Origin of the sequence: Delftia sp. GW456-R20 (assembly GCF_001622915.1) — a bacterium.
Lineage (GTDB): Bacteria > Pseudomonadota > Gammaproteobacteria > Burkholderiales > Burkholderiaceae_C > Comamonas > Comamonas acidovorans.
Window position 1 is genome coordinate 3,730,870 of sequence record NZ_LWCN01000004.1, and the last position, 21,103, is coordinate 3,751,972.

Annotated in this window: 18 protein-coding genes; 12 read left to right on the forward strand and 6 right to left on the reverse strand. The window is 68.1% G+C overall.

All coding sequences use genetic code 11. From position 1 onward, the window contains the following. Positions 1 to 119: 119 nt before the first annotated feature. The 5 genes from A4F85_RS22050 to A4F85_RS22070 all read left to right on the forward strand — a co-directional run bounded on the left by A4F85_RS22050 (position 120) and on the right by A4F85_RS22070 (position 5,620). The gene (locus A4F85_RS22050) at positions 120 to 1,865 is read left to right on the forward strand and encodes a GMC family oxidoreductase (protein WP_063327703.1); all 1,746 of its coding nucleotides are present in this window, start codon (positions 120 to 122) and stop codon (positions 1,863 to 1,865) included. A gap of 371 nt (positions 1,866 to 2,236) precedes the next feature. Then, positions 2,237 to 2,995 (forward strand): sulfite exporter TauE/SafE family protein, encoded by a 759-nt coding sequence (locus A4F85_RS22055; protein WP_063327704.1) that lies wholly within the window; start codon positions 2,237 to 2,239, stop codon positions 2,993 to 2,995. 251 nt (positions 2,996 to 3,246) lie between these two features. Next, on the forward strand, positions 3,247 to 4,017 hold the full coding sequence (locus A4F85_RS22060) for an ABC transporter substrate-binding protein (protein WP_043821856.1): 771 nt from the start codon (positions 3,247 to 3,249) through the stop codon (positions 4,015 to 4,017). 65 nt (positions 4,018 to 4,082) lie between these two features. Continuing rightward, positions 4,083 to 4,865 (forward strand): amino acid ABC transporter permease, encoded by a 783-nt coding sequence (locus A4F85_RS22065; protein ID WP_012202298.1) that lies wholly within the window; start codon positions 4,083 to 4,085, stop codon positions 4,863 to 4,865. Further along, complete coding sequence (locus tag A4F85_RS22070) at positions 4,862 to 5,620, forward strand: amino acid ABC transporter ATP-binding protein (RefSeq protein ID WP_012202297.1); 759 nt, start codon at positions 4,862 to 4,864, stop codon at positions 5,618 to 5,620. Before A4F85_RS22065 ends, A4F85_RS22070 begins: the two co-directional genes overlap by 4 nt. Before the next feature lie 68 nt (positions 5,621 to 5,688). Here A4F85_RS22070 and mrdA read toward each other — a convergent pair whose 3' ends face one another. The 4 genes from mrdA to A4F85_RS22090 all read right to left on the reverse strand — a co-directional run bounded on the left by mrdA (position 5,689) and on the right by A4F85_RS22090 (position 10,564). Beyond that, entirely contained in the window at positions 5,689 to 7,734 is a 2,046-nt protein-coding gene (mrdA, locus tag A4F85_RS22075; protein ID WP_063327705.1) for a penicillin-binding protein 2, read from the reverse strand. 13 nt (positions 7,735 to 7,747) lie between these two features. Next, positions 7,748 to 8,266: a rod shape-determining protein MreD gene (gene mreD, locus A4F85_RS22080; protein WP_013800223.1), complete on the reverse strand. Its 519-nt coding sequence runs from the start codon at positions 8,264 to 8,266 to the stop codon at positions 7,748 to 7,750. Next, positions 8,263 to 9,336 carry a rod shape-determining protein MreC gene (mreC, locus tag A4F85_RS22085; protein WP_063327706.1) on the reverse strand — a complete coding sequence of 358 codons (1,074 nt, stop codon included), beginning with the start codon at positions 9,334 to 9,336 and terminating at the stop codon, positions 8,263 to 8,265. Before mreC ends, mreD begins: the two co-directional genes overlap by 4 nt. A 184-nt stretch (positions 9,337 to 9,520) precedes the next feature. Further along, the gene (locus A4F85_RS22090) at positions 9,521 to 10,564 is read right to left on the reverse strand and encodes a rod shape-determining protein (protein ID WP_012202293.1); all 1,044 of its coding nucleotides are present in this window, start codon (positions 10,562 to 10,564) and stop codon (positions 9,521 to 9,523) included. 212 nt (positions 10,565 to 10,776) lie between these two features. Between A4F85_RS22090 and gatC the strand changes: the two genes are divergently transcribed. Genes gatC through gatB form a run of 3 tightly spaced genes read left to right on the forward strand, consistent with a single transcriptional unit; the run spans position 10,777 to position 14,077 of the window. Then, positions 10,777 to 11,076: an Asp-tRNA(Asn)/Glu-tRNA(Gln) amidotransferase subunit GatC gene (gene gatC / locus A4F85_RS22095; RefSeq protein ID WP_012202292.1), complete on the forward strand. Its 300-nt coding sequence runs from the start codon at positions 10,777 to 10,779 to the stop codon at positions 11,074 to 11,076. 52 nt (positions 11,077 to 11,128) lie between these two features. Next, positions 11,129 to 12,625, forward strand: a complete 1,497-nt coding sequence (gene gatA, locus A4F85_RS22100) for an Asp-tRNA(Asn)/Glu-tRNA(Gln) amidotransferase subunit GatA (RefSeq protein WP_043821862.1) — start codon at positions 11,129 to 11,131, stop codon at positions 12,623 to 12,625. Between the two features lie 6 nt (positions 12,626 to 12,631). Beyond that, a complete protein-coding gene (gene gatB, locus A4F85_RS22105; RefSeq protein WP_012202290.1) occupies positions 12,632 to 14,077 on the forward strand; it encodes an Asp-tRNA(Asn)/Glu-tRNA(Gln) amidotransferase subunit GatB in 1,446 nt (481 codons plus the stop codon). Positions 14,078 to 14,121: 44 nt separating this feature from the next. Here the strand turns inward: gatB and A4F85_RS22110 are convergent, their stop codons facing one another. Beyond that, entirely contained in the window at positions 14,122 to 15,093 is a 972-nt protein-coding gene (locus A4F85_RS22110) for a tripartite tricarboxylate transporter substrate binding protein (protein ID WP_063327707.1), read from the reverse strand. 127 nt (positions 15,094 to 15,220) lie between these two features. Here A4F85_RS22110 and A4F85_RS22115 point away from each other — a divergent pair, with 127 nt between their 5' ends. Both A4F85_RS22115 and A4F85_RS22120 read left to right on the forward strand, forming a co-directional pair. Next, positions 15,221 to 16,444: a serine hydrolase domain-containing protein gene (locus A4F85_RS22115; RefSeq protein ID WP_063327708.1), complete on the forward strand. Its 1,224-nt coding sequence runs from the start codon at positions 15,221 to 15,223 to the stop codon at positions 16,442 to 16,444. 161 nt (positions 16,445 to 16,605) lie between these two features. Continuing rightward, positions 16,606 to 17,796 (forward strand): HPP family protein, encoded by a 1,191-nt coding sequence (locus tag A4F85_RS22120; protein ID WP_231890592.1) that lies wholly within the window; start codon positions 16,606 to 16,608, stop codon positions 17,794 to 17,796. A gap of 10 nt (positions 17,797 to 17,806) precedes the next feature. Here the strand turns inward: A4F85_RS22120 and serA are convergent, their stop codons facing one another. Then, on the reverse strand, positions 17,807 to 19,036 hold the full coding sequence (serA, locus tag A4F85_RS22125; protein WP_012202286.1) for a phosphoglycerate dehydrogenase: 1,230 nt from the start codon (positions 19,034 to 19,036) through the stop codon (positions 17,807 to 17,809). Positions 19,037 to 19,394: 358 nt separating this feature from the next. On the opposite strand from serA, the gene A4F85_RS22130 reads away from it, so the two are divergent. Then, positions 19,395 to 20,372, forward strand: a complete 978-nt coding sequence (locus A4F85_RS22130; protein WP_063327710.1) for a hypothetical protein — start codon at positions 19,395 to 19,397, stop codon at positions 20,370 to 20,372. 49 nt (positions 20,373 to 20,421) lie between these two features. After that, entirely contained in the window at positions 20,422 to 20,985 is a 564-nt protein-coding gene (locus A4F85_RS22135) for a nitroreductase family protein (protein ID WP_034397858.1), read from the forward strand. Positions 20,986 to 21,103: the final 118 nt, after the last annotated feature.

Genomic DNA, 21,103 nt, shown 5'->3' on the forward strand with positions numbered 1-21,103 from the left:
AAAAGGAGTCCAGCGCGCTTTCCCTCTCGACAGTGCGCATGCCGTCCGCACAATGGGCCGAAGCACCAACCCCGGCTCCCAAGGACGTTCCGGCCCGCAGCGGACGCCCGCCCATCTCCATGAGCAACACCACCTTCGACTACATCGTCATCGGCGCCGGCACGGCGGGCGCCCTCCTGGCCAACAGGCTTTCGCGCGATGGCCGCAGCCGCGTGCTGCTGATCGAGGCGGGCGCCAAGGACGACTACCACTGGATCCACATCCCCGTGGGCTACCTGTACTGCATCGGCAATCCGCGCACCGACTGGCTCTACCAGACCGAGCCCGACGCAGGGCTCAACGGCCGCAGCCTGCGCTATCCGCGCGGCAAGACGCTGGGCGGCTGCTCCAGCATCAACGGCATGATCTATATGCGCGGCCAGGCCCGCGACTACGACGGCTGGGCCGAGCTGACCGAGGACGACGCCTGGCGCTGGGACCAGGTGCTGCCGGCCTTCCGCCAGCATGAAAGCCATTGGCGGCTCGATGCCGGCGGCAACGCCGATGCGGGCTTTCGTGCCCTGCACGGCGGCACGGGCACAGGCGGCAGCGCCGAATGGCGCGTGGAGCGGCAGCGCCTGCGCTGGGACATCCTGGACGCCTTTGCCGAAGCCGCGCAGCAGGCCGGCATTCCGGCCACCGAGGACTTCAACGGCGGCAGCAACGAGGGGGTGGGCTACTTCGAGGTCAACCAAAAGGGCGGCCTGCGCTGGAACACCGCCAAGGCCTTCCTGCGGCCCACCTGCTATGGCCGCCCCAATTTCGAGCTGTGGACCCATGCCCAGGTCAGCCAGCTGCTGTTCGAACAGCTGCCCGCCGGCGGCCTGCGCTGCAGCGGCGCCCAGGTCTGGACCGGCTCGGAAATGGTCAACGTGCAGGCAAGCCAGGAGGTGCTGCTGTGCGCGGGCGCCGTCAACTCCCCGCAGATCCTGCAGCTGTCGGGCATCGGCCCGGGCGCGCTGCTGCAGAACCACGGCATTGCCGTGCGCCACGACCTGCCCGGCGTGGGCGAGAACCTGCAGGACCATCTGCAGATCCGCTCGGTCTACAAGATCAAGGGCGCGCGCACGCTGAACACCATGGCCAATTCGCTGTGGGGCAAGGCCGGCATCGGCCTGGAATACCTGCTGCGCCGCAGCGGGCCGATGAGCATGGCGCCCTCCCAGCTGGGGGCCTTCACGCGCAGCAGCCCGCAGCAGGCGCACCCCAATATCCAGTACCACGTGCAGCCGCTGTCGCTGGACGCCTTCGGTGAGCCGCTGCACGGTTTTCCAGCCTTCACGGCCAGCGTCTGCAACCTCAATCCCACGAGCCGGGGCACGGTGCGCATCCACAGCGGGGACTTCCGCCAGGCGCCGGCCATTGCGCCGCACTACCTGTCCACACCCGAGGACCGGCAGGTGGCCGCCGACAGCCTGCGCGTGACGCGCCGCATCGTCGGCCAGAGCGCACTGGCGCGCTTCGCCCCCGAGGAATGGAAGCCTGGCGTGCAGTACCAGAGCGACGAGGATCTGGCGCGCCTGGCCGGCGACATCGCCACCACCATCTTCCACCCCGTTGGCACGACGAAGATGGGCCGCGCCGACGACCCCATGGCCGTGCTGGACAGCCGCCTGCGCGTGCGCGGCGTACAGGGCCTGCGCGTGATCGATGCAGGCGCCATGCCGCGCATCACCAGCGGCAACACCAACAGCCCGACGCTGATGATGGCGGAGAAGGCCGCCGGCTGGATTCTTGCGGACCGGCAGGGACAGGCAGGGATAACGACAGCGACAACCACAGCGACGGCGGCACCAGCCGACGCAGCGGTGGCGATGGCCGCCTGAGGGGCGGCAAGCCCGGGCGGGCCAGGGTTGTTGTGGGCAGAAACAGATCGATGGGGAACGAATGGTCGCCCTGGCGTCAAAGCCGCGGCGCCCGGTGTTCACGGCCCTTTGCTGGTGCAATCCCGCACTTTTGCGGTAACTGCGGGAAATCCCCGATGCACCACCCAGGTGCGACCATTAAAGTCCACCCACTCTCGCGGCACCACAGTGCTGCACAAGAGGGGCCGAGGAGACAACTCGTACACAACCAGATCAACATTCATAAATAGCATCTCAAGATGCATTTCCCAGAGCGCCGGCAAGTCCGGCGCTTTTTTTATGCCTGCGGCCAGCCTGCTGCGGCACCTGGGCGGTGCGACAATCGCCGCCCTATGGAATGGATCATCGTCTCGCTGGCCTCGATGCTGGCCGGCTTCGTGGACGCCATCGTGGGCGGCGGGGGCCTCATCTTGCTGCCCGCGCTGTTCGCCACCTTCCCCACCGCACCGCCCGCCACGCTGCTGGGCACCAACAAGAGCGCCTCGGTCTGGGGCACGGCCATGTCCACCTGGCAGTACGGCCGCAAGGTGCAGTTGCCCTGGCGCGCGATGATGCCGGCGGCCTGCGTGGGCATGGCGGGCTCCTTTGCGGGCGCCTGGGCCGTCACGCAGATCTCCCCCGATTTCCTGCGCCGCCTGCTGCCGCTGGTGCTGCTGGGCGTGCTGGCCTACACGCTGGCGCGCAAGGACATGGGCCGCCACCACACGCCGCACTATTCGGGCCGCGCCGAGACGCTGATCGCCTGCGCCATCGGCCTGGTGATTGGCTTCTACGACGGTTTCTTCGGCCCCGGCACGGGCAGCTTCTTCGTGTTCCTGTTCGTGCGGCTGATGGGCTATGACTTCCTGAACGCGTCGGCCTCGGCCAAGCTGCTGAACATGGCCACCAACCTGGCTGCGCTGGCGCTGTTCGCGCTCAAGGGCCATATCTGGTGGCACCTGGCCGTGCCCATGGCGGTGGCCAATGTGCTGGGCGCCATGCTGGGCACGCACATGGCCCTGCGCCATGGAACGGGCTTTGTGCGCGGCATTTTCATCGGCGTGGTGAGCCTGCTGATCCTCAAGACCGGCTACGACGCCTTCATCGCCTGAGCACGGGCCAGCGGCGTTCGCAACACCTGCCATCGGCGTTGGCGACGGCAACCTTCTATAATTGCCGACTTTTCGCCTTGAGCTGCGGCGGCTGGTGCATGTCGCACCCCTGCCAGCGGCCGTACCCGACCAGCCGACCAGCCGCAAAAAACCGGCCCCGCCGTCCATGGCCCATGCACTGATGCGTGCCTTGGCGCTTTCTTCATGCTGCGGCGCCGGGGTCAGGTCTTGAGCGACAGCCCAGGAGTTCCATGAAACGCTTTACCGTCATCGCCGCCGCCGCGCTGGCCCTGTGGACCGCCGCCGGCGTTCAGGCCCGCCCCTTCGACGCCATCCAGAAGGAAGGCACGCTGCGCCTGGCCACCGAGGGCTACTACGCGCCCTTCGCCCATTTCGAGGGCAAGCAGCTGACCGGCTTCGAAGTCGAGCTGGCCCAGATGATGGCCGCCAAGATGGGCGTGAAGTACGAGTGGAAGACCATCAGCTTCGACGCCCTGCTCACCGGCCTGCAGCAGGACCGATGGGATCTGGTGATCTCCTCGCACGGCATCACGCCCGAGCGCGAGAAGGCCGTGACCTTCACCCAGCCCCACTACTGCTCTGGCGCCATCGTGATGTCGCTGGACCCGGCCATCCGCTCGGGCAAGGACCTGGCGGGCAAGACGGTGTCGGTGCAGACCGGCACCACCTATATGCAGTACATGGAGAAGAACCTGCCCGGCATCAAGCGCCTGGTCAACTTCCCCACCAACGAGGCCGCCCGCAATGCGCTGCTGTCCAAGCGCGTGGATGCCTGGGTGACCGAACGCTTCATCGCCAAGGAACTGCAGCAAAAGAACCCCAATGCCCAGCTCAAGCAGGGCGAGTTGCTGCTGGTCGAGCGCATTGCCGCCGCCGTGGCCAAGGACAACAAGTCGCTGGCCGATGCCTGGAACAAGGCCTTCAAGGAAGCCCTGGCCGACGGCAGCTACGCCAAGCTGTCGCAGAAATACTTCCACGAAGACATCCGCTGCCCTGACTGAGGCCCCGGGCAGATCTGCCCGACCGGCGCCCACTTGCAGGGCGCCTTTTTGTTTCTAGCCCACCTATGCTTACCGTCCTCTGGCCCGCCCACTGGAGCCGCTCGCAGCGCAGCAACGCCACCCTGGTCACGGCCCTGCTGCTGATGGTGCTCGTGGTTTCGCTGCTGGGGCAACTGCTGTCCCTGCTGCCCGAGCCCATAGGCTCCAATGCCGACACCTTCGCCGAAGGCGCGCGCACCACGCTGTATCTGACGCTGGTCAGCGGCGCCGCCGGCCTGGTGCTGGGCATCGCCGCCGCGCTGGCGCGCACCTCGCGCACGGCCGCCCTGCGCTGGGCCGCGGGCTTCTACGTCTGGGCGATCCGCGGCACGCCGCTGCTGGTGCAGATCCTGTTCATCTACTTCGCGCTGCCGGTGCTGATCCCGGGCCTGAACCTGCCCGACTTCGCAGCCGCCTGCATTGCACTGGCGCTGAACGTGGGCGCCTACAACGCCGAAGCCGTGCGCGCCGGCCTGCAGGCCGTGCCGCGCGGCCAGGCCGAGGCCGCACGCGCCCTGGGCCTGCCGCGCATCTGCGTCTTCATGGACGTGGTGTTCCCGCAGGCCTTCAAGATCTCGCTGCCGCCGCTGGTGAGCAACTTCGTGGCACTGCTCAAGGATTCGTCGCTGGCGTACGCCATCGGCGTGGTGGAGCTGACCAATGTGGGCAACCGCATCCAGTCGGCCACCTTCCAGCCCGTGGAGACCCTGGTCACCGTGGGCGTGACCTACCTGGTGCTGACCACGCTGGTGACCCAGGTCACGGCTGCCGTGGAGTACCGCTTCGACGTGGAGGGCCGCCACAAATGAGCGCCGACAAGCTGGCACGGGGCATGCCCTACATCGTGGCCGAGAAGGTCACCAAGTCCTTCGGCAGCCACCAGGTGCTCAAGGGCGTTTCCACGCAGTTCTGCACGGGCGAGGTGACGGTGATCATCGGCGCCTCGGGCTCGGGCAAGTCCACGCTGCTGCGCGCCATCAACCGGCTGGAGCCGCACGACGGCGGGCGCATCACCATCGACGGCGTCGAAGTCACCGACAACGAAGCCACGCTGCAAAAGCAGCGCTGCGAAGTGGGCATGGTGTTCCAGCAGTTCAATCTGTTCGGCCACATGACGGTGCTGGACAACGTGACCCTGGCGCCGCGCCGCATCCACAAGACGCCGCGCGCCCAGGCCAATGCCAAGGCCATGGCCCTGCTGGAGCGCGTGGGCATGCAGGCCCATGCCCACAAGTACCCGTGGCAGCTGTCGGGCGGCCAGCAGCAGCGCGTGGCTATTGCCCGCGCCCTGGCCATGGAGCCGCAGGTGATGCTGTTCGACGAGCCCACCAGCGCGCTGGACCCGGAGATGGTGCAGGAGGTGCTGGACGTGATGCGCGAGCTGGCACGCGGCGGCATGACCATGATCGTGGTCACCCACGAAATGGGCTTCGCCCGCGAGGTCGCCGACCGCGTGATGTTCTTCGACCAGGGCTGCATCGCCCACGAGGCCCCACCGGCCGAGTTCTTCGGCAACCCGGCCAGCGAGCGGATCGCGGCGTTCATCGGGCGCATGGGGCATTGAGTCCTGGGCCTGCGCACGCAGGCTGCTCAAGAAAACAAAGAGCCGGCAATGCCGGCTCTTTTGCTTTCTCAATCCTCCAGCTCGCCAGCAGACGGCGGCGGCAGCGCGGCAGCGCGGTTGGATGCCACGGGCACCGATGCCTCGGGCGGCTCGTAGCGCGGCAGGCCGGGCAGGTTCACGGTTTCTGCGTCCAGCGTGATTTCGGAGACGCGGCGCGGGGCGCCTATGGGCACGCCGGCCTGGCCCTTGCGCATGGCGGCCATGTCCTCCAGGCTGGGGTAGCGGCCCAGCAGCCAGTAGTCGAACACGCGGCGTGCCAGCGGCGCGGCAGCGGCGGCGCCAAAGCCGGCGTTCTCCACGATGACGGCGACGGCGATGGTGGGGTTGTCGGCCGGCGCGTAGGCGATGTACAGCGAGTGGTCGCGCTGGAACTCGGACAGGCGCGAGGCGTTGTACTTCTCGTTCTGGCGCACGCCCACGGCCTGGGCCGTGCCGGTCTTGCCGGTGGAGGTGTAGGGCGCGTTGCCGAAGATGCCGCGCGAGGTGCCCTCCACCGTCACGGCGGCCACGGCGGCGCGCACGGCTTCCACGTTCTCGGGCTTGTAGCCCATGCTGGTGCCGGGGTCCTTGTTGATGGCCGAGAACTGCTGCGTCACGGCATCGACACGTCCCACGGCCAGGTGGGGCCGGTGCTTGACGCCCTTGGCCGCCAGCGTGGACATGGCGTTGGCCAGCTGCAGGATGGTGAAGTTGTTGTAGCCCTGGCCGATGCCCAGCGAGATGGTCTCGCCCGCGTACCACTTCTTCTGCTCGGGCCGCTTGTAGGTGTTGCGCTTCCACTCGGTGCTGGGCAGCACGCCGCGCGCCTCGCCGCGCACGTCGATGCCGGTGATCTGGCCGAAGCCCAGCGGCTTCATGTAGTCGTGGATCATGTCCACGCCCATGTCGTTGGCCAGCATGTAGTAGTACACGTTGGACGACTTGATGATGGAGCGGCGCAGGTTGGTCGGCCCGTTGGGGTGGCCCGAGCGGAAGGTGTGGCCGCCGAAGGTCCAGCTGCCGTTGTCCATGATGGTGGTGTCGGGGCGGCGCTTGCCCGACTCCAGCGCGGCAATCGCCATGAAGGGCTTGTAGGTGGAGCCTGGCGGATAGGTGCCCCGCAGCGCGCGGTTGAGCAGCGGGCGGTTGATGGATTCGTTGAGCGCGGTCCAGCTTTCCTGGTCGATGCCATCGACGAAGAGATTCAGGTCGAAGGTCGGGCGGCTGACCATGGCCAACAGCTCGCCGCTGCGCGGATCGATGGCCACCAGGGCGCCACGGCGGTCGCCGTACAGCTCCTCCACCATGCGCTGCAGCTTGATGTCCAGCGACAGCACCAGGCTGTCGCCGGGCGTGGCGGGGCGGCTGCCGAGCTTGCGCACGGCATGGCCGCCGGCCGAGGTTTCCATCTCTTCCCAGCCGGTCTGGCCGTGCAGGTCGGTTTCGTAGCTCTGCTCCACGCCCAGCTTGCCGATGACGTCGGTGCCCCGGTAGTTGGCGGCGTCGTCGGAGTCTTCCAGCGCCTCTTTCTCGCGCTGGTTGATGCGGCCGATGTAGCCGATGACGTGGCTGGCCGTCTCCTGCATGGGGTAGGTGCGGAACAGCCGCGCCTTGATGTCCACGCCCGGGAAGCGATAGCGCTGCGCGGCGAAGCGCGCGACCTCGTCATCGGTCAGGCGCGTGCGGATGGGCAGGGAGTCGAAGCTGCGGGAATCATCCACCAGGCGCTTGAACTTGCGGCGGTCGCGCGGCGTGATCTCGACGATCTCGGCCAGGCCGTCGATGGTCTCTTCCAGGTTGCCCGCGCGCGAGGGCATGATCTCCAGCGTATAGGCCGAGTAGTTGGTGGCCAGCACCACGCCGTTGCGGTCCAGGATCTGGCCCCGGTTGGGCACGATGGGCACCACGGCCGTGCGATTGCTTTCGGCGCGCTCTGCCAGTTCCTCATGGCGCTGCACCTGCAGCACCAGCAAGCGAGCCACCACCAGCCCGAAGGCCAGCAGCACCACCACGCTCATCACCCATGCGCGCAACCTGAATCGCTGCAGCTCGGCTTCTGTATTGCGGATTTCCATCACGCGTCAAGCCTCACAGGGGACGGTTCTCGTCACTGTCCGGCGGGCGGCGCTGCGGCGCCAGCAGCAGGCCGCTGACCAGGGGCCACAGCAGGGCCTCGATCAAGGGAGCCACCACCACCAGCGGGCCGGGCACGATGCCGCCCGCCACCATGCGCAGCAGCACCTGCAGGCCGTGCACGACGGCGAACAGGGGCAGCAGGTGCAGCGCCTGCACGGGCGTGGAGAACCAGGACAGGCGCCGGCCCATGGCGCCGGCAGCGAACACCAGCAGCGCATAGGCCAGCGCATGCTGGCCCAGCAGGGAGGAGCGGTCCACATCCATGCACAGGCCCAGCAAAAAGGCCACGCCCATGCCCACGCGCTGGGGCTGGTTCAGCGCCCAGAAGGCCAGCAGCACCATCAGCAGGTCGGGCTGCCAGGCCTGGCGGCCCAGCGGCAGCATGTTGAGTGCCAGCGCCGCCAGCAGGCTGACGACGATGAACAGGGGGTTGACCGGCAGCAGCAGCTGCTGGCCGCGCGGCATGATCATGCGGGCTCCTTCCTGGCGGAGGCGGGTGCGGCGGGCGCGGCCGGTGCTGCGGGCGTGGCCGGCGCATCTGTCTTGCCGGCCTTGCCGCCGTCCCTGGAGGCTTCCTTGCCCTTGCCGTCCTTGGCCTTGTCCTTTTCCTTGCCCTTGTCTTTTTCCTTGCCCTTGCCGGCGCGCAGGGGTTCGGCGGCGCCTTCCGCCTCGGGATGGGTGGCGCGGTCCAGCGGCTTGAGCACCACCACGTGGCGTACGCCCTGCACGCGGCCCACGGGCTCGCAGTAGATGCGCGAGAAGGCCGAGTCGGCGCGGCGCTCCACCGAGACCACCTTGGCCACGGGCAGGCCCGGCGGGTACAGGCCATCGACACCGCTGGTGGTCAGCAGGTCGCCTTCCTGGACATCGGCATTGCTGGGCATGAAGCGCAGCTCGATGCCGCCGGTGCGCAGCGGCGACGGATCGCCATAGGCCACGCTGCGCGCGCCGGTGCGCGGGTTGAAGACGGGAATGGCCTGGTCGCGGTCGATGAGCAGGGTGACCTCGGCACGCAGCGGATACACGCGCGTGACCTGGCCGACCACGCCCTTTTCATCGAGCACGGGCGAGCCCTGGTCGATGCCATCCACCTGGCCGCGGTCGATGACCACGCGGCGCGTATAGAGGTCGGGGCTGTCGTAGACCACCTCGGCAGCGGTGCCGGGCGTGGTGAGGCGATCGCGCAGCTGCAGCAGCTCGCGCAGGTGGTCGTTTTCCTGGATCAGCTCGTCGGCCAGCGATGCACGCTGGGCCATGGCCACCAGTTCCTTGCGCGCGGCCTGTTCGCGGGCCTGGGCATCGTCCAGCGAGCCCAGGTAGCGGCTGGCGTCGTGCACGGCCTGCACCGGCTTGAGCATCACCCATTGCACGGGGTACAGCACGGTGGCCACGGCCACGCGCACGGGATCGGTGATCCTGAAACGCGCATCGGCCACCATCAGAAACAGCGCCAGGGCGCTGTACAGGGCCAGTTGCGAGACCCGCGAGGGCCGCCGCTTGAACAGCGAGGGCGCCGAGTGGTCCAGGGTATTGGGATTCATGCCGCCCTCCCGCGTGGCAGGGCCTGCCCTGCCGCACTTGCTGCAGCCTGGAAAGCACGGGCCGGTCCCGGTGCGAAGGAAGGCAGGGCAAGCATGCAGGTCACCACGGAAGGGGGAGAAAAGTCGTTGCAGTCAGACGGCTGCGGCCCCGGGCCCGCGACAACGGGCCCCGGCCTGCGCCGCATCAGTCGCTGGTGAAGATGCTGCCCTGGCGGTCCATGGTCTCCAGCGCCATGCCGCAGCCGCGCACCACGCAGGTCAGCGGCTCTTCGGCCACCAGCACGGGCAGGCCGGTTTCTTCGGCCAGCAGGCGGTCCAGGTCACGCAGCAGCGCGCCGCCGCCGGTGAGCATCATGCCGCGCTCGGCAATGTCGGCGCCCAGCTCGGGCGGTGTCTGCTCCAGCGCGTTCTTGACGGCGCTGACGATCTGGTTGAGCGGATCGGTCAGGGCTTCCAGCACCTCGTTGGACGAGATGGTGAAGCTGCGCGGCACGCCTTCGGAGAGGTTGCGGCCCTTGACTTCCATTTCCTTGACTTCGGAGCCGGGGAAGGCCGAGCCGATGTTCTTCTTGATGGACTCGGCCGTGGGCTCGCCGATCAGCATGCCGTAGTTGCGGCGGATGTAGCTGATGATGGCTTCGTCGAACTTGTCGCCGCCCACGCGCACGGAGCCCTTGTAGACCATGCCGCCCAGCGAGATGACGCCGACTTCGGTGGTGCCGCCACCGATGTCCACCACCATGGAGCCCGAAGCCTCGGACACCGGCAGGCCGGCGCCGATGCCGGCAGCCATGGGTTCCTCGATCAGGTAGACGGAGGTGGCGCCTGCCGCCTCGGCCGCGTCCTTGATGGCGCGGCGCTCGACCTGGGTGGAGCCGCAGGGCACGCAGATGATGATGCGCGGGCTGGGCGTGAGCACCGAGCGCGGATGCACCATCTTGATGAACTGCTTGATCATCTGCTCCGTGATGACGAAGTCGGCAATCACGCCGTCCTTCATCGGGCGGATGGCCTCGATGTTGCCGGGCACCTTGCCCAGCATGGCCTTGGCCTCGCGGCCCACCGCCTGGATCACCTTCTTGCCGTGCGGCCCGCCTTCGTGACGGATGGCGACAACGGAGGGTTCGTCCAGAACAATGCCCTTGTCGCGGGCGAAAATCAGGGTGTTGGCTGTGCCAAGATCAATGGCAAGGTCGGTGGAGAAATACCGACGGAAAGCTCCGAACATTACGAGAGTCCTCTCAGGCACGGCATGCTCGTCGGCCTGCCATCGCCGGGATGAAAGTTAGGGAGTCTGGATGGGGTTGGCTTTTCGCACAATGACCGGCTCGGAGAGGGTATTGCGGCAAAGCCGAGATAATACCGTATCCCCTGTGAATAACTTCTACTGCCGGGGCTTGAAATACGGGTTTACATCCCGTTGCCCCCTTCAAAAATCCTATGGCACTGAACGCACAAGACATCGCACGCATCGCGAACCTGGCACGACTTGAGCTCTCCTCCACCGAGAGTGAGCGCATGCTAGGCCAGCTCAATGATTTTTTCGGCATCGTGGAGAAGATGCAGGCTGTGGATACTTCAGGCGTCAGCCCGCTGTCACATCCGGTCGCCGCCATCCAGGACATTGCCCTGCGTCTTCGCGAGGACATTGCCAGCGAGCCCGACCAGCGCGACGCCAACCAGCGCAGCGCACCGGCCGTCGAGCGCGGCCTGTTCCTGGTCCCCAAGGTGATCGAGTAAGCGCCGCGCGCCCTCGTCACTGGCATCCGTCCCCGTTTTCCGCACCCCATACATGACCCAGCAAACCACTGATCTGCACACGCTCGGCGTGTCGGCCCTGTCGGCCCTGCTGCGCGAGCGCAAGCTCGGCGCCGTCGAAGCCGCCCAGCATTTCCTGGCCCGCGCCCAGGCGCACCAGAACCTGGGCGCCTTCGTCAGCATCGACGAAGAGGCCACCCTGGCCCAGGCCCGCGCTGCCGACGCCCTGATTGCCCAGGGCAAGGGCGGCCGCCTGGCTGGCGTGCCCATTGCGCACAAGGACATCTTCGTCACGCGCGACTTCCCGACCACGGCCTCCAGCAAGATGCTGGCCGGCTACCGCTCGCCCTTCGACGCCACCGTGGTGACGCGCCTGGCCGAGGCCGGCGCCGTGACGCTGGGCAAGCTCAACTGCGATGAATTCGCCATGGGCTCGGCCAACGAGAACTCGGCCATCGCGCCCGTGGGCTTCGACGCCCCCGCGCCCGTGCGCAACCCCTGGAACACGGACCGCGTGCCCGGCGGCTCCTCGGGCGGCTCGGCCGTGGCCGTGGCCGCCGGCCTGGCGCCCGCCGTCACCGGCACCGACACGGGCGGCTCCATCCGCCAGCCCGCATCGTTTTGCGGCATCACGGGCATCAAGCCCACCTATGGCCGCGCCAGCCGCTACGGCATGATCGCCTTCGCCTCCAGCCTGGACCAGGCCGGTCCCATGGGCAAGAGCGCCGAGGACTGCGCCCTGCTGCTGTCCGAGATGTGCGGCCCCGACCTGGACCGCGACTCCACCAGCCTGGACGTGCCGGCCGAGGACTTCACGGCCCGCCTGAACGACGGCATCGAAGGCCTGCGCATCGGCATCCCCGCCGAGTTCTTCGGCGAAGGCCTGTCGGCCGACGTGCGCGCCGCCGTGGATGGCGCGCTCAAGGAATACGAGAAGCTGGGCGCCCGCCTGGTGCCCATCTCGCTGCCGCGCACCGAGCTGTCGATTCCCGTGTACTACATCCTGGCCCCGGCCGAGGCGTCGTCCAACCTGTCGCGCTTCGATGGCGTGAAGTTCGGCCACCGCGCCAAGGACTACACGGACCTGGTGGACATGTACAAGAAGACCCGCGCCCAGGGCTTTGGCGACGAGGTCAAGCGCCGCATCATGATCGGCGCCTATGTGCTGTCCGAGGGCTACTACGACGCCTACTACCTGCAGGCGCAGAAGATCCGCCGCATGATCGCCGACGACTTCCAGGCCGCCTTCCAGCAGTGCGACGTGATCGCCGGCCCCGCCGCGCCCACCGTGGCCTGGCAGCTGGGCGGAAAGAGCGACCCGCTGGCCAACTACCTGGCCGACATCTTCACGCTGCCTGCGTCGCTGGCCGGCCTGCCCGGCATGAGCGTGCCCGCAGGCTTTGGCGAGGCCGGCATGCCCGTGGGCCTGCAGCTGATCGGCAACTACTTCAAGGAAGGCCAGTTGCTCAACGCCGCCCACCGCTTCCAGCAGGCCACCGACTTCCACCTTCAAGCTCCGAAGGGCATCTGATACCCCATGACCGCGAAACTCATCCAGGGCTATGAAGTCGTCATCGGCTTCGAGACCCACGCCCAGCTGGCCACCCAGTCCAAGATCTTCAGCCGCGCCAGCACCGCCTTCGGCGCCGAGCCCAACACCCAGGCCTGCGCCGTGGACATGGCGCTGCCCGGCACGCTGCCGGTGATGAACAAAAAGGCCGTCGAGTGCGCCATCCGGCTCGGCCTGGCGCTGGGCTCGCACATTGCGCCGCGCAGCATCTTCGCGCGCAAGAACTACTTCTACCCCGACCTGCCCAAGGGCTACCAGATCTCGCAGTTCGAGATTCCCGTGGTCCAGGGCGGCGAGGTGTCCTTCTTCCTCGGCGACGAGAAGAAGACCATCCGCCTGGTGCGCGCCCACCTGGAGGAAGATGCCGGCAAGTCGCTGCACGAGGACTTCATCGGCCAGTCGGGCATCGATCTGAACCGCGCCGGCACGCCGCTGCTGGAGATCGTGACCGAGCCCGACATCCGCAGCACGGAAGAAGCCGTGGCCTACGCCAAGACGCTGCACCAGATCGTGACCTGGATCGGCATCTGCGACGGCAACATGCAGGAAGGGAGCTTTCGCTGCGACGCCAACGTCTCCGTGCGCAAGCCCGGCCAGCCGCTGGGCACGCGCCGCGAGATCAAGAACCTCAACAGCTTCAAGAACATGCAGCTGGCCATCGACTACGAGATCCGCTGGCAGATCGAGGAAATCGAGGACGGCCGCCGCATCCAGCAGGCCACCGTGCTGTTCGACCCCGACACGGGCGAGACGCGCTCCATGCGCACCAAGGAAGACGCGGCCGACTACCGCTACTTCCCCGACCCGGACCTGCCGCCGCTGGTGGTCGCGCCCGAGTGGGTGGAACAGGTCAGGGCCGACATGCCCGAGCTGCCGCGCGCCATGGCCGCGCGCTTTGTCGAGCAGTACGCCCTGCCCGAGTACGACGCCACCACGCTGACGCAAAGCCAGGCCATGGCCGCCTACTTCGAGGACACGGCCCGGGCCTGCAATGCGCCCAAGCTGGCCAGCAACTGGATCATGGGCGAGATCTCGCGCCGCCTGAACACCGAGGAAATCGGCATGGAGGCCGCCAAGGTCTCCAGCGCCCAGCTGGCCGCGCTGATCCAGCGCATCGGCGACGGCACCATCTCCAACAACGCCGCCAAGCAGGTCTTCGAGGCGCTGTGGAGCGGTGAAGGCAGCGATGTCGATGCCATCATCGAGGCCAAGGGCCTCAAGCAGATGAACGACACGGGCGCCATGGAGAAGATCATCGACGAGGTGATCGCCGCCAACCCGGCCAACGTGGAGCAGTACCGCGCAGGCAAGGACAAGGCCTTCAACGCCCTGGTCGGCCAGGTCATGAAGGCCTCCAAGGGCAAGGCCAACCCGGCGCAGGTCAACGAGCTGCTCAAGGCCAAGCTGGCCTGACCGGCCGCAGCGGGCGCCCCCACGCGCTCCGGGGGGCGCCTGCCTCAATCCACCGAGGCGCCCGACTGGCGCACGGCCTGGCCCCACTGCGTGATCTCGGAGGCCACGAAGGCATCCATCTCGCGGGGCGTGGTGGGTGCGGCTTCCGAGCCCCGGTCGCTGATGAACTTGCGCATTTCGGGGCTGCGCAGGATGGCCACGGCCTCGCGGTTGAGCCGGTCTATCACTTCCTGCGGCGTGCCCTTGGGGGCCATCAGGCCCAGCCAGCCCACGGCCTCGAAGCCCCGGAACTCGGGCAGGCCCGATTCGGCAATGGCCGGCACCTCGGGCAGCTGGCTGGAGCGGGCGCTGGAGGTCACACCCAGCGGCACCGCCTTGCCCGCCTGGATATTGGGCAGGGCGGCCGTCACCGAATCCACCATCAGCGGCACCTGGCCGCCCACGAAGTCCGCCTGCGCGGGGCCGCTGCCCTTGTAGGGGATGTGCTCTATCTGTATCTTGGCGCGCGCCTTGACCATCTCGGCGCTCAGGTGCTGGGTGCCGCCGATGCCGGCGCTGGCGTAGTTCCAGCGGCCCGGCTCGGCACGCGCCTTGTCCACCAGATCTTTCATGGATTGGATGCCAGCACCCGGGTGCGCCAGGAACACCAGCGGAACCTTGGCGATCAGCGTGATGCCCACCAGGTCGGTGCGCGGGTCGAAATTCACCTTCTTGTACAGCGTCTGGTTCACGGCCATGGCACTGCCGGCCACGAGCAGCGTGTAGCCGTCGGCCGGGCTGCGCACCACCTGCTCGCTGCCGATGTTGCTGCCGGCCCCGGCCTTGTTCTCCACCACCAGCGGCTGGCCCAGCTTCTGGGCGAGCTTTTCAGCCAGCGCGCGCGCAAAGATGTCCGTGGCCTGCCCGGGCGGGAAGGGCACGACCAGGCGGATGGGCTTGTCGGGATAGGCGGCGCTGGCCGGCATGGCCAAGGCGGCGGCCGCGCAGGCTGCGGCGGCCAGAATGATCTGCTTCATGGTGTCGTTGTCTCCTGCGGGCCAGTTTAGCGGCGGCATGCCCGCTGCACCCGCACGCCGCTGTCCCGCAGCCAACAGCGCGCCAGGCCATCTGCCGGAACAATCGGCGCACACCACAGGAGACTCCATGACCGCCAGCACCGACCGCCTGCACATCCCCGGCCTGCCCTGGGCCGACTCCCCTGAAACCGTGGGCCTGGGCAGCGCACGCCTGGCGCGCCTGTCGGCCCGGCTGCAGCGCGGCGTGGACACCGGCGAGATACCGGGCGCCGTGGCCCTGGTGGCACGGCGCGGCAAGCTGGCCTACCTGGAGAGCTTCGGCCTGCTGGACCCCGAGGCCGGCACGGCCATGCGGCCCGATGCCATCTTCCGCATCGCCTCCATGAGCAAGCCCATCACCTCGCTGGCCATCATGATGCTGGCCGAGCAGGGTCGGCTGTCCATCATCGAGCCCGTGGAGCAGTACCTGCCCGAGCTGGCCGCGCTGCGCGTGGGCCTGGAGCGCGCGCCGCTGGCACGCTCCATCACGCTGCAGGACCTGCTGCGCCACACCTCCGGCATTCCCTATGGATTCGCCGGCACCGAGCACCCCATCAAGAAGATGTACCTGGATGCGGGCCTGTTCAGCGGCAAGTTCACCAATGCGCAGTTCATCACCAAGCTCGCGCAGCTGCCGCTGGTGGCCCAGCCCGGCGAGACCTGGGAATACGGCATGTCCACCGACGTGCTGGGCCGCGTGGTCGAGGTGGTCAGCGGCCAGACGCTGGCCGCCTTCGTGCGCGAGCACATCACCGGGCCGCTGGGAATGGCCGACACGGGCTTTCATGCGCCCGACAGCGAGATCGCACGCGCCGCAAGGCCCCAGCCCGAAGGGCCGCAGAAACACATGCCGCCCATCCCCCCGGTCACGCGCGCCATGATGTTCGAGTCGGGCGGCGGCGGCATGGTCTCGACCATGGCCGACTATGCGCGGCTGTGCCTGTTCTGGTGCAACGGCGGCACGCTGGACGGCGTGCGCCTGGTCTCTCGCAAGACCGTGGAGCTGATGACCACCAACCACCTGCCCGCCAGCGTGCGCATGGGGCCGGACATGGCGTATTTCGGCGCCCAGCTGCCCTCGCCCGAGGTGGGCCAGGGCTTCGGCCTGGGCTTTGCGGTGCGCACGGCGCCCGGCCTCAACCCGCTGCCGGGCAGCGTGGGCGATTTTTCGTGGAGCGGCATCTACGGCACCTTCTTCTGGGTGGATCCGAAGGAGGACCTGTTCGCCATCCTCATGATGCAGTCCATGGCCCAGCGCATTCCCTACCGCTGGGTGATGCGCGAGGGCGTGTACCAGTCCGTGGTGGACTGAATCTTCCAGGTTTGCACCAAGGCAGTGCAAAGCCCATGCTGCCAGCAAGAGCGGCGTCCCTTCCTAAAATGACGCGCTTTTGCAGCCCTCCCCCGGGGCCGCGCAGGCAAAGACAAAAAGACAACAAGGCAATGGGCTGGAACAGAAAAGCATGGGGGCCGGTGGTGCCACGCCCCGCGCCTGCGGACATGTGGCGCGTGGCCATGGGCTCCATCGTGGGCATGGGAATGGCCACGGCCCTGGTCTGGCTGGCGCATGCGGGCACCTGGGATCTTCCCCTGCGCCTGTTCGCGCCGCTGGGTGCCACGGCCGTCCTGTTGTTCGCCGTGCCCACCAGCCCGCTGGCCCAGCCCTGGTCCTGCGTGGTGGGCAATACGGTGTCGGCGCTCTGGGCCCTGTTCGTGCTGCAGTGGTGCCCGCCCCAGCTGGCCCCTGCACTGGCCGTGGGTGGCGCCATAGGCTGCATGCTGCTGACGCGCTCGCTGCACCCGCCAGGTGGCGCCATGGCCCTGCTGACGGTGCTCAACGCCAAGGCCTCGCTGGCCGCCGGCTGGATGCTGCCCTTCCTGCCCGTGGGTGCGCTGACACTGGGGCTGGTCCTGGCGGCCACGGCGCTCCACCGCGCCACGGGCCGGCGCTACCCCCACCATGCCGACACGGCGCCCAAGGCCGCGCCCGCCGATGCGGCCCACCGCCATGCCTCGCGCCTGGGCCTGTCCCATGCCGATCTGGAGGGGCTGCTGCTGCGCTTCGGCCAGGAAAACAACCTGGAAGCCGATGACCTGGCCGAGCTGCTGGCCGCCGCCGAGGAAACCGCCATCGAGCACCGGCTGGGCGGCGTGCGCTGCGCCCAGCTGATGACGCGCGATCCCGTGAGCTGCTCCTTGGACTACGACGTGCACGCCGTGGCTGCACGCTTTCGCGCGCGCCCGGCCAAGAGCCTGCCGGTGCTGGACGCCGATGGTGGCCTGGCCGGCACGGTCTCCCGTGCCGAGCTGTACGAGTGGCTGTGGATGAGCCCCGTGCGCCCGGCCGAATCTGCGGCAAAACCTTCTTTGTTGAACTGGCTGGGCCAGCGCCTGCCCGGCAAGACCCGGGCCGTGCCCCGCCTGTCGGAGCTGCCCCAGCTGGTTCATGCGCCTGAACTCAGCGTGGACGAAGACACGCCCGTGGGCCAGTTGCTGGACGCCCTGGCCCGGCACAGCGTGCCCTGCATTCCCGTGATGCGCGAAGGCCGGCTGACCGGCCTGATCACGCGCACGGATCTGATGCGGCTGCTGCTGCAGCCGGGCAGACAGGGCGACCCGGCAATGCGCCAGTTTCAGGAAGTGCGCCCAAGCGCAGCATCCTGAAACCTGGCCATCAGAACAGCACGCGGCAGCGGATGGTGCCGGGAACCTGGGTCAGTTTCTCGACCGCCAGACCCGAGGACTGGGCCGCCAGGTCGATCACCACATAGCCCACCTTCTCGTCGGTGCGCAGGTACTGGCCGGCGATGTTGATGCCGTTCTCGGCAAACACCTGGTTGATGGCCGACAGCACGCCGGGCTGGTTGTGGTGCACGTGCAGGATGCGGTTCTGGCCGGGGTGGGCGGGCAGGGCCACTTCCGGGAAGTTCACCGCCGAGGTGGTGGTGCCGTTGTCGCTGTACTTGACCAGCTTCTCGGCCACTTCCAGGCCGATGTTGGCCTGGGCCTCCATGGTGGAGCCGCCCACGTGCGGGGTCAGGATGACGTTGTCCAGGCCGCGCAGGGGCGAGACGAATTCATCCTTGTTGCTGCGCGGCTCGGTGGGGAACACATCGATGGCGGCGCCCAGCAGCTTGCCGGCCTTCAGGGCCTCGGCCAGCGGCTCGATCTCCACCACGGTGCCGCGCGAGGCATTGATCAGGATGGCGCCGGGCTTCATGGCCGCGATTTCTTTGGCGCCGATCATCCACTGGGTGGAGGGCAGCTCAGGCACGTGCAGGGTGACGATGTCGCTGCCGGCCAGCAGATCGGCCAGCGATGCGGCCTGGCGCGCATTGCCCAGCGGCAGCTTGGTGGACACGTCATGGAAGAGCACCTGCATGCCCACCGACTCGGCCATCACCGACAGCTGGGTGCCGATGGAGCCGTAGCCCACGATGCCCAGCGTCTTGCCGCGGATTTCGTAGGAATTCTCGGCGCTCTTGAGCCAGCCGCCGCGGTGGGCGGAGGCGTTCTTGGCAGGCACGCCGCGCAGCAGCAGGATGGCCTCGGCCAGCACCAGCTCGGCCACCGAGCGCGTGTTGGAGTAAGGCGCGTTGAAGACCACCACGCCGCGCTCGCGCGCCGCGTCCAGGTCCACCTGGTTGGTGCCGATGCAAAAGCAGCCCACGGCCACGAGCTTTTGCGCAGCAGCGAACACGTCGGCCGTCAGCTGCGTGCGCGAACGGATGCCGACGAAGTGCACATCGGCGATCTTGCGCTTGAGCTCCTCGCCTTCCAGCGCGCCCGTCACGGTCTCCACATTGGTGTAGCCCGCGTTGCGCAGCACTTCGAGTGCGGAAGGATGGATGCCTTCGAGCAACAGGAACTTGATCTTCGATTTATCCAGCGACGTTTTGGTCATGGGCGAGCCCTCTCTAGTCAGTCAGAAATCAGAGCGAGCATTACAGCGGATTCGGGAAGCCGCTACAGCCGGTAGGCCCAAAGCCTGCGCGCCCGCAAGCGGGAGAACCATGCGCCCTGCGGCCATGAACGCCCCGCCATTCGGCAGGTGCCCATTGCAGGACGGCGCATGCCACGGGAGCACATGCACACTTCGAGATTGGCGCGAAATGTAAAACATTGAGAACCGGTGCGCCCGTGCGCGGCAGCCTTCCTAGAATTCGCGCGTCTGTGTCCGGCGCTTTCAAATCAATAGCAACAGAACAGGCCTGCAGGCGGGCTGGACGCGCCCTTGTTTTACGAACCAACCGAGGAATCCGATGATTACAAACATGCTGCGCAGGATCGAGGACCTGCTGGTGCAGGTGGTGCGCGTGGTGCTGCTGGTGTTCTCCCTGCTCGTGCTGGTGGGCATGGCACTGTGGACCTGGGAGAGCTTCAGGCCCGGCAAGGCCGAGGCGCCCCAGGCCGTGGCCCAGGAATTGAACTGGAAGGACGCCAGGCCCGACCTGCAGTTCGTCGTGGACGAAACCAGCCGCGACCTGGGCGCGGGCGGCGGCGAACCCGCCATGGAAAAGCGCCTGGCCGATCCGGCGCTGCGCCCCGCCTTCCAGAAGGCCGACGCCCTGGTGCGCGCCTACGTGAACAAGGATCCTGCGCGGCGCGAGCGCACCGAGCGGGACAACCAGGCCCGGGGCCTGGCGCCGCTGCACCCGCTGCTGCAAGGCGACGCCCTGCCGTCCGAGGCCGATGTGCAGCGCCGCATCCAGGAACGCGGGCAGCGCGAAGGCGATTCCGGGGCCGTGGATGCGGCGGCCGACGCAGCGACTGCCGATGCAGCGGCTGCCGCAGCCGCCTCCACCGACGAGGAAGACGGCTGGATGGTCGAGCCCGTGGATACCGCCGCCGCCATCCACGAGCGCGCGCAGGCCGCCGAGCTGGAACACGGCAAGGGCGCCTATGCGGCCTATGTGCAGGGCCTGCCCGCCGCGCTGGAGCAGGTCTTCGGCAATGCCGCCCTGGAGCCGCGGCTGCAGGCGCAGACGGCCCAGCAGATCCTGTCCACGGTGCTGCTGAACTACACGCTGTCCCTGGACAATGCGGCGCGCGCGCTGCGCGGCGAGGACAGCCACGGCAGCAGCTCCTGGAAGGAGCGCTTCGGCGCCGTGGAGACGGCCTTCTGGAGCATGCTGATGTCATTCCTCGTGCTGGTGGTGATGGTGCTGGTCTTCATCCGCATGGAGCGCCACCTGCGCGTGATCAGCCAGCAGCATGGCCAGGCACCGCGCCAGCCCTGAGGCCTTGCGCTATCGTTGCCGCTTTCCTTTCTGCTTGCCGCCTATCCGCATGACACGCAACACCACCACCCCCATCCATCCCCAGTTCCTGGGCCGCATGTCGCCGCGCGCCTTCAAGCCGGAGGCACTGAGCCAGGCCCAGATCGAGCAACTGGCCGACGCCGCGCGCTGGGCGCCTTCGGCCAGCAACAAGCAGCCCTGGCACTTTGCCTATGCGCTGCGCGGCGATGCGAACTGGCAGGCCTTCAGCACCATCCCCAACGAGTTCAACCGCCGCTGGTGCCTGGAGGCGGGCGCGCTGATCGTGCTGATGTCCGACCGCCAGGCCTCGCCCGGCAAGCACAGCTTCGACGCGGGCTGCGCCTGGGGCTACCTGGCGCTGGAAGCCCATGCCATGGGCCTGGCCACGCACGCCATGGGCGGCTTCTCGGCCGACGCCGCACGCGAGGTGCTGCGCCTGCCCGAGCACCTGGAGCCCGAGGTGGTGATCGCCGTGGGCTGGCGTGGCGATGCGGCCACCCTGCCCGACGATCTGCGCGAGCGCGAGGTGCCCTCGCCCCGCAAGCCGCTGGCCGAAGTGCTGAGCGCCGGCCCCGTGGCCACGGGCGGCTGACGGCGGGTTCCAAGTCCTACGCCGCTTTGCGGGGATGCCCCGGATGGCCTGCCCAGGCCCCGGGGCTACACTGGTCCACAGGCCTGCGGCGCAGCAGGCGTCCATGACCCCAAGGAGT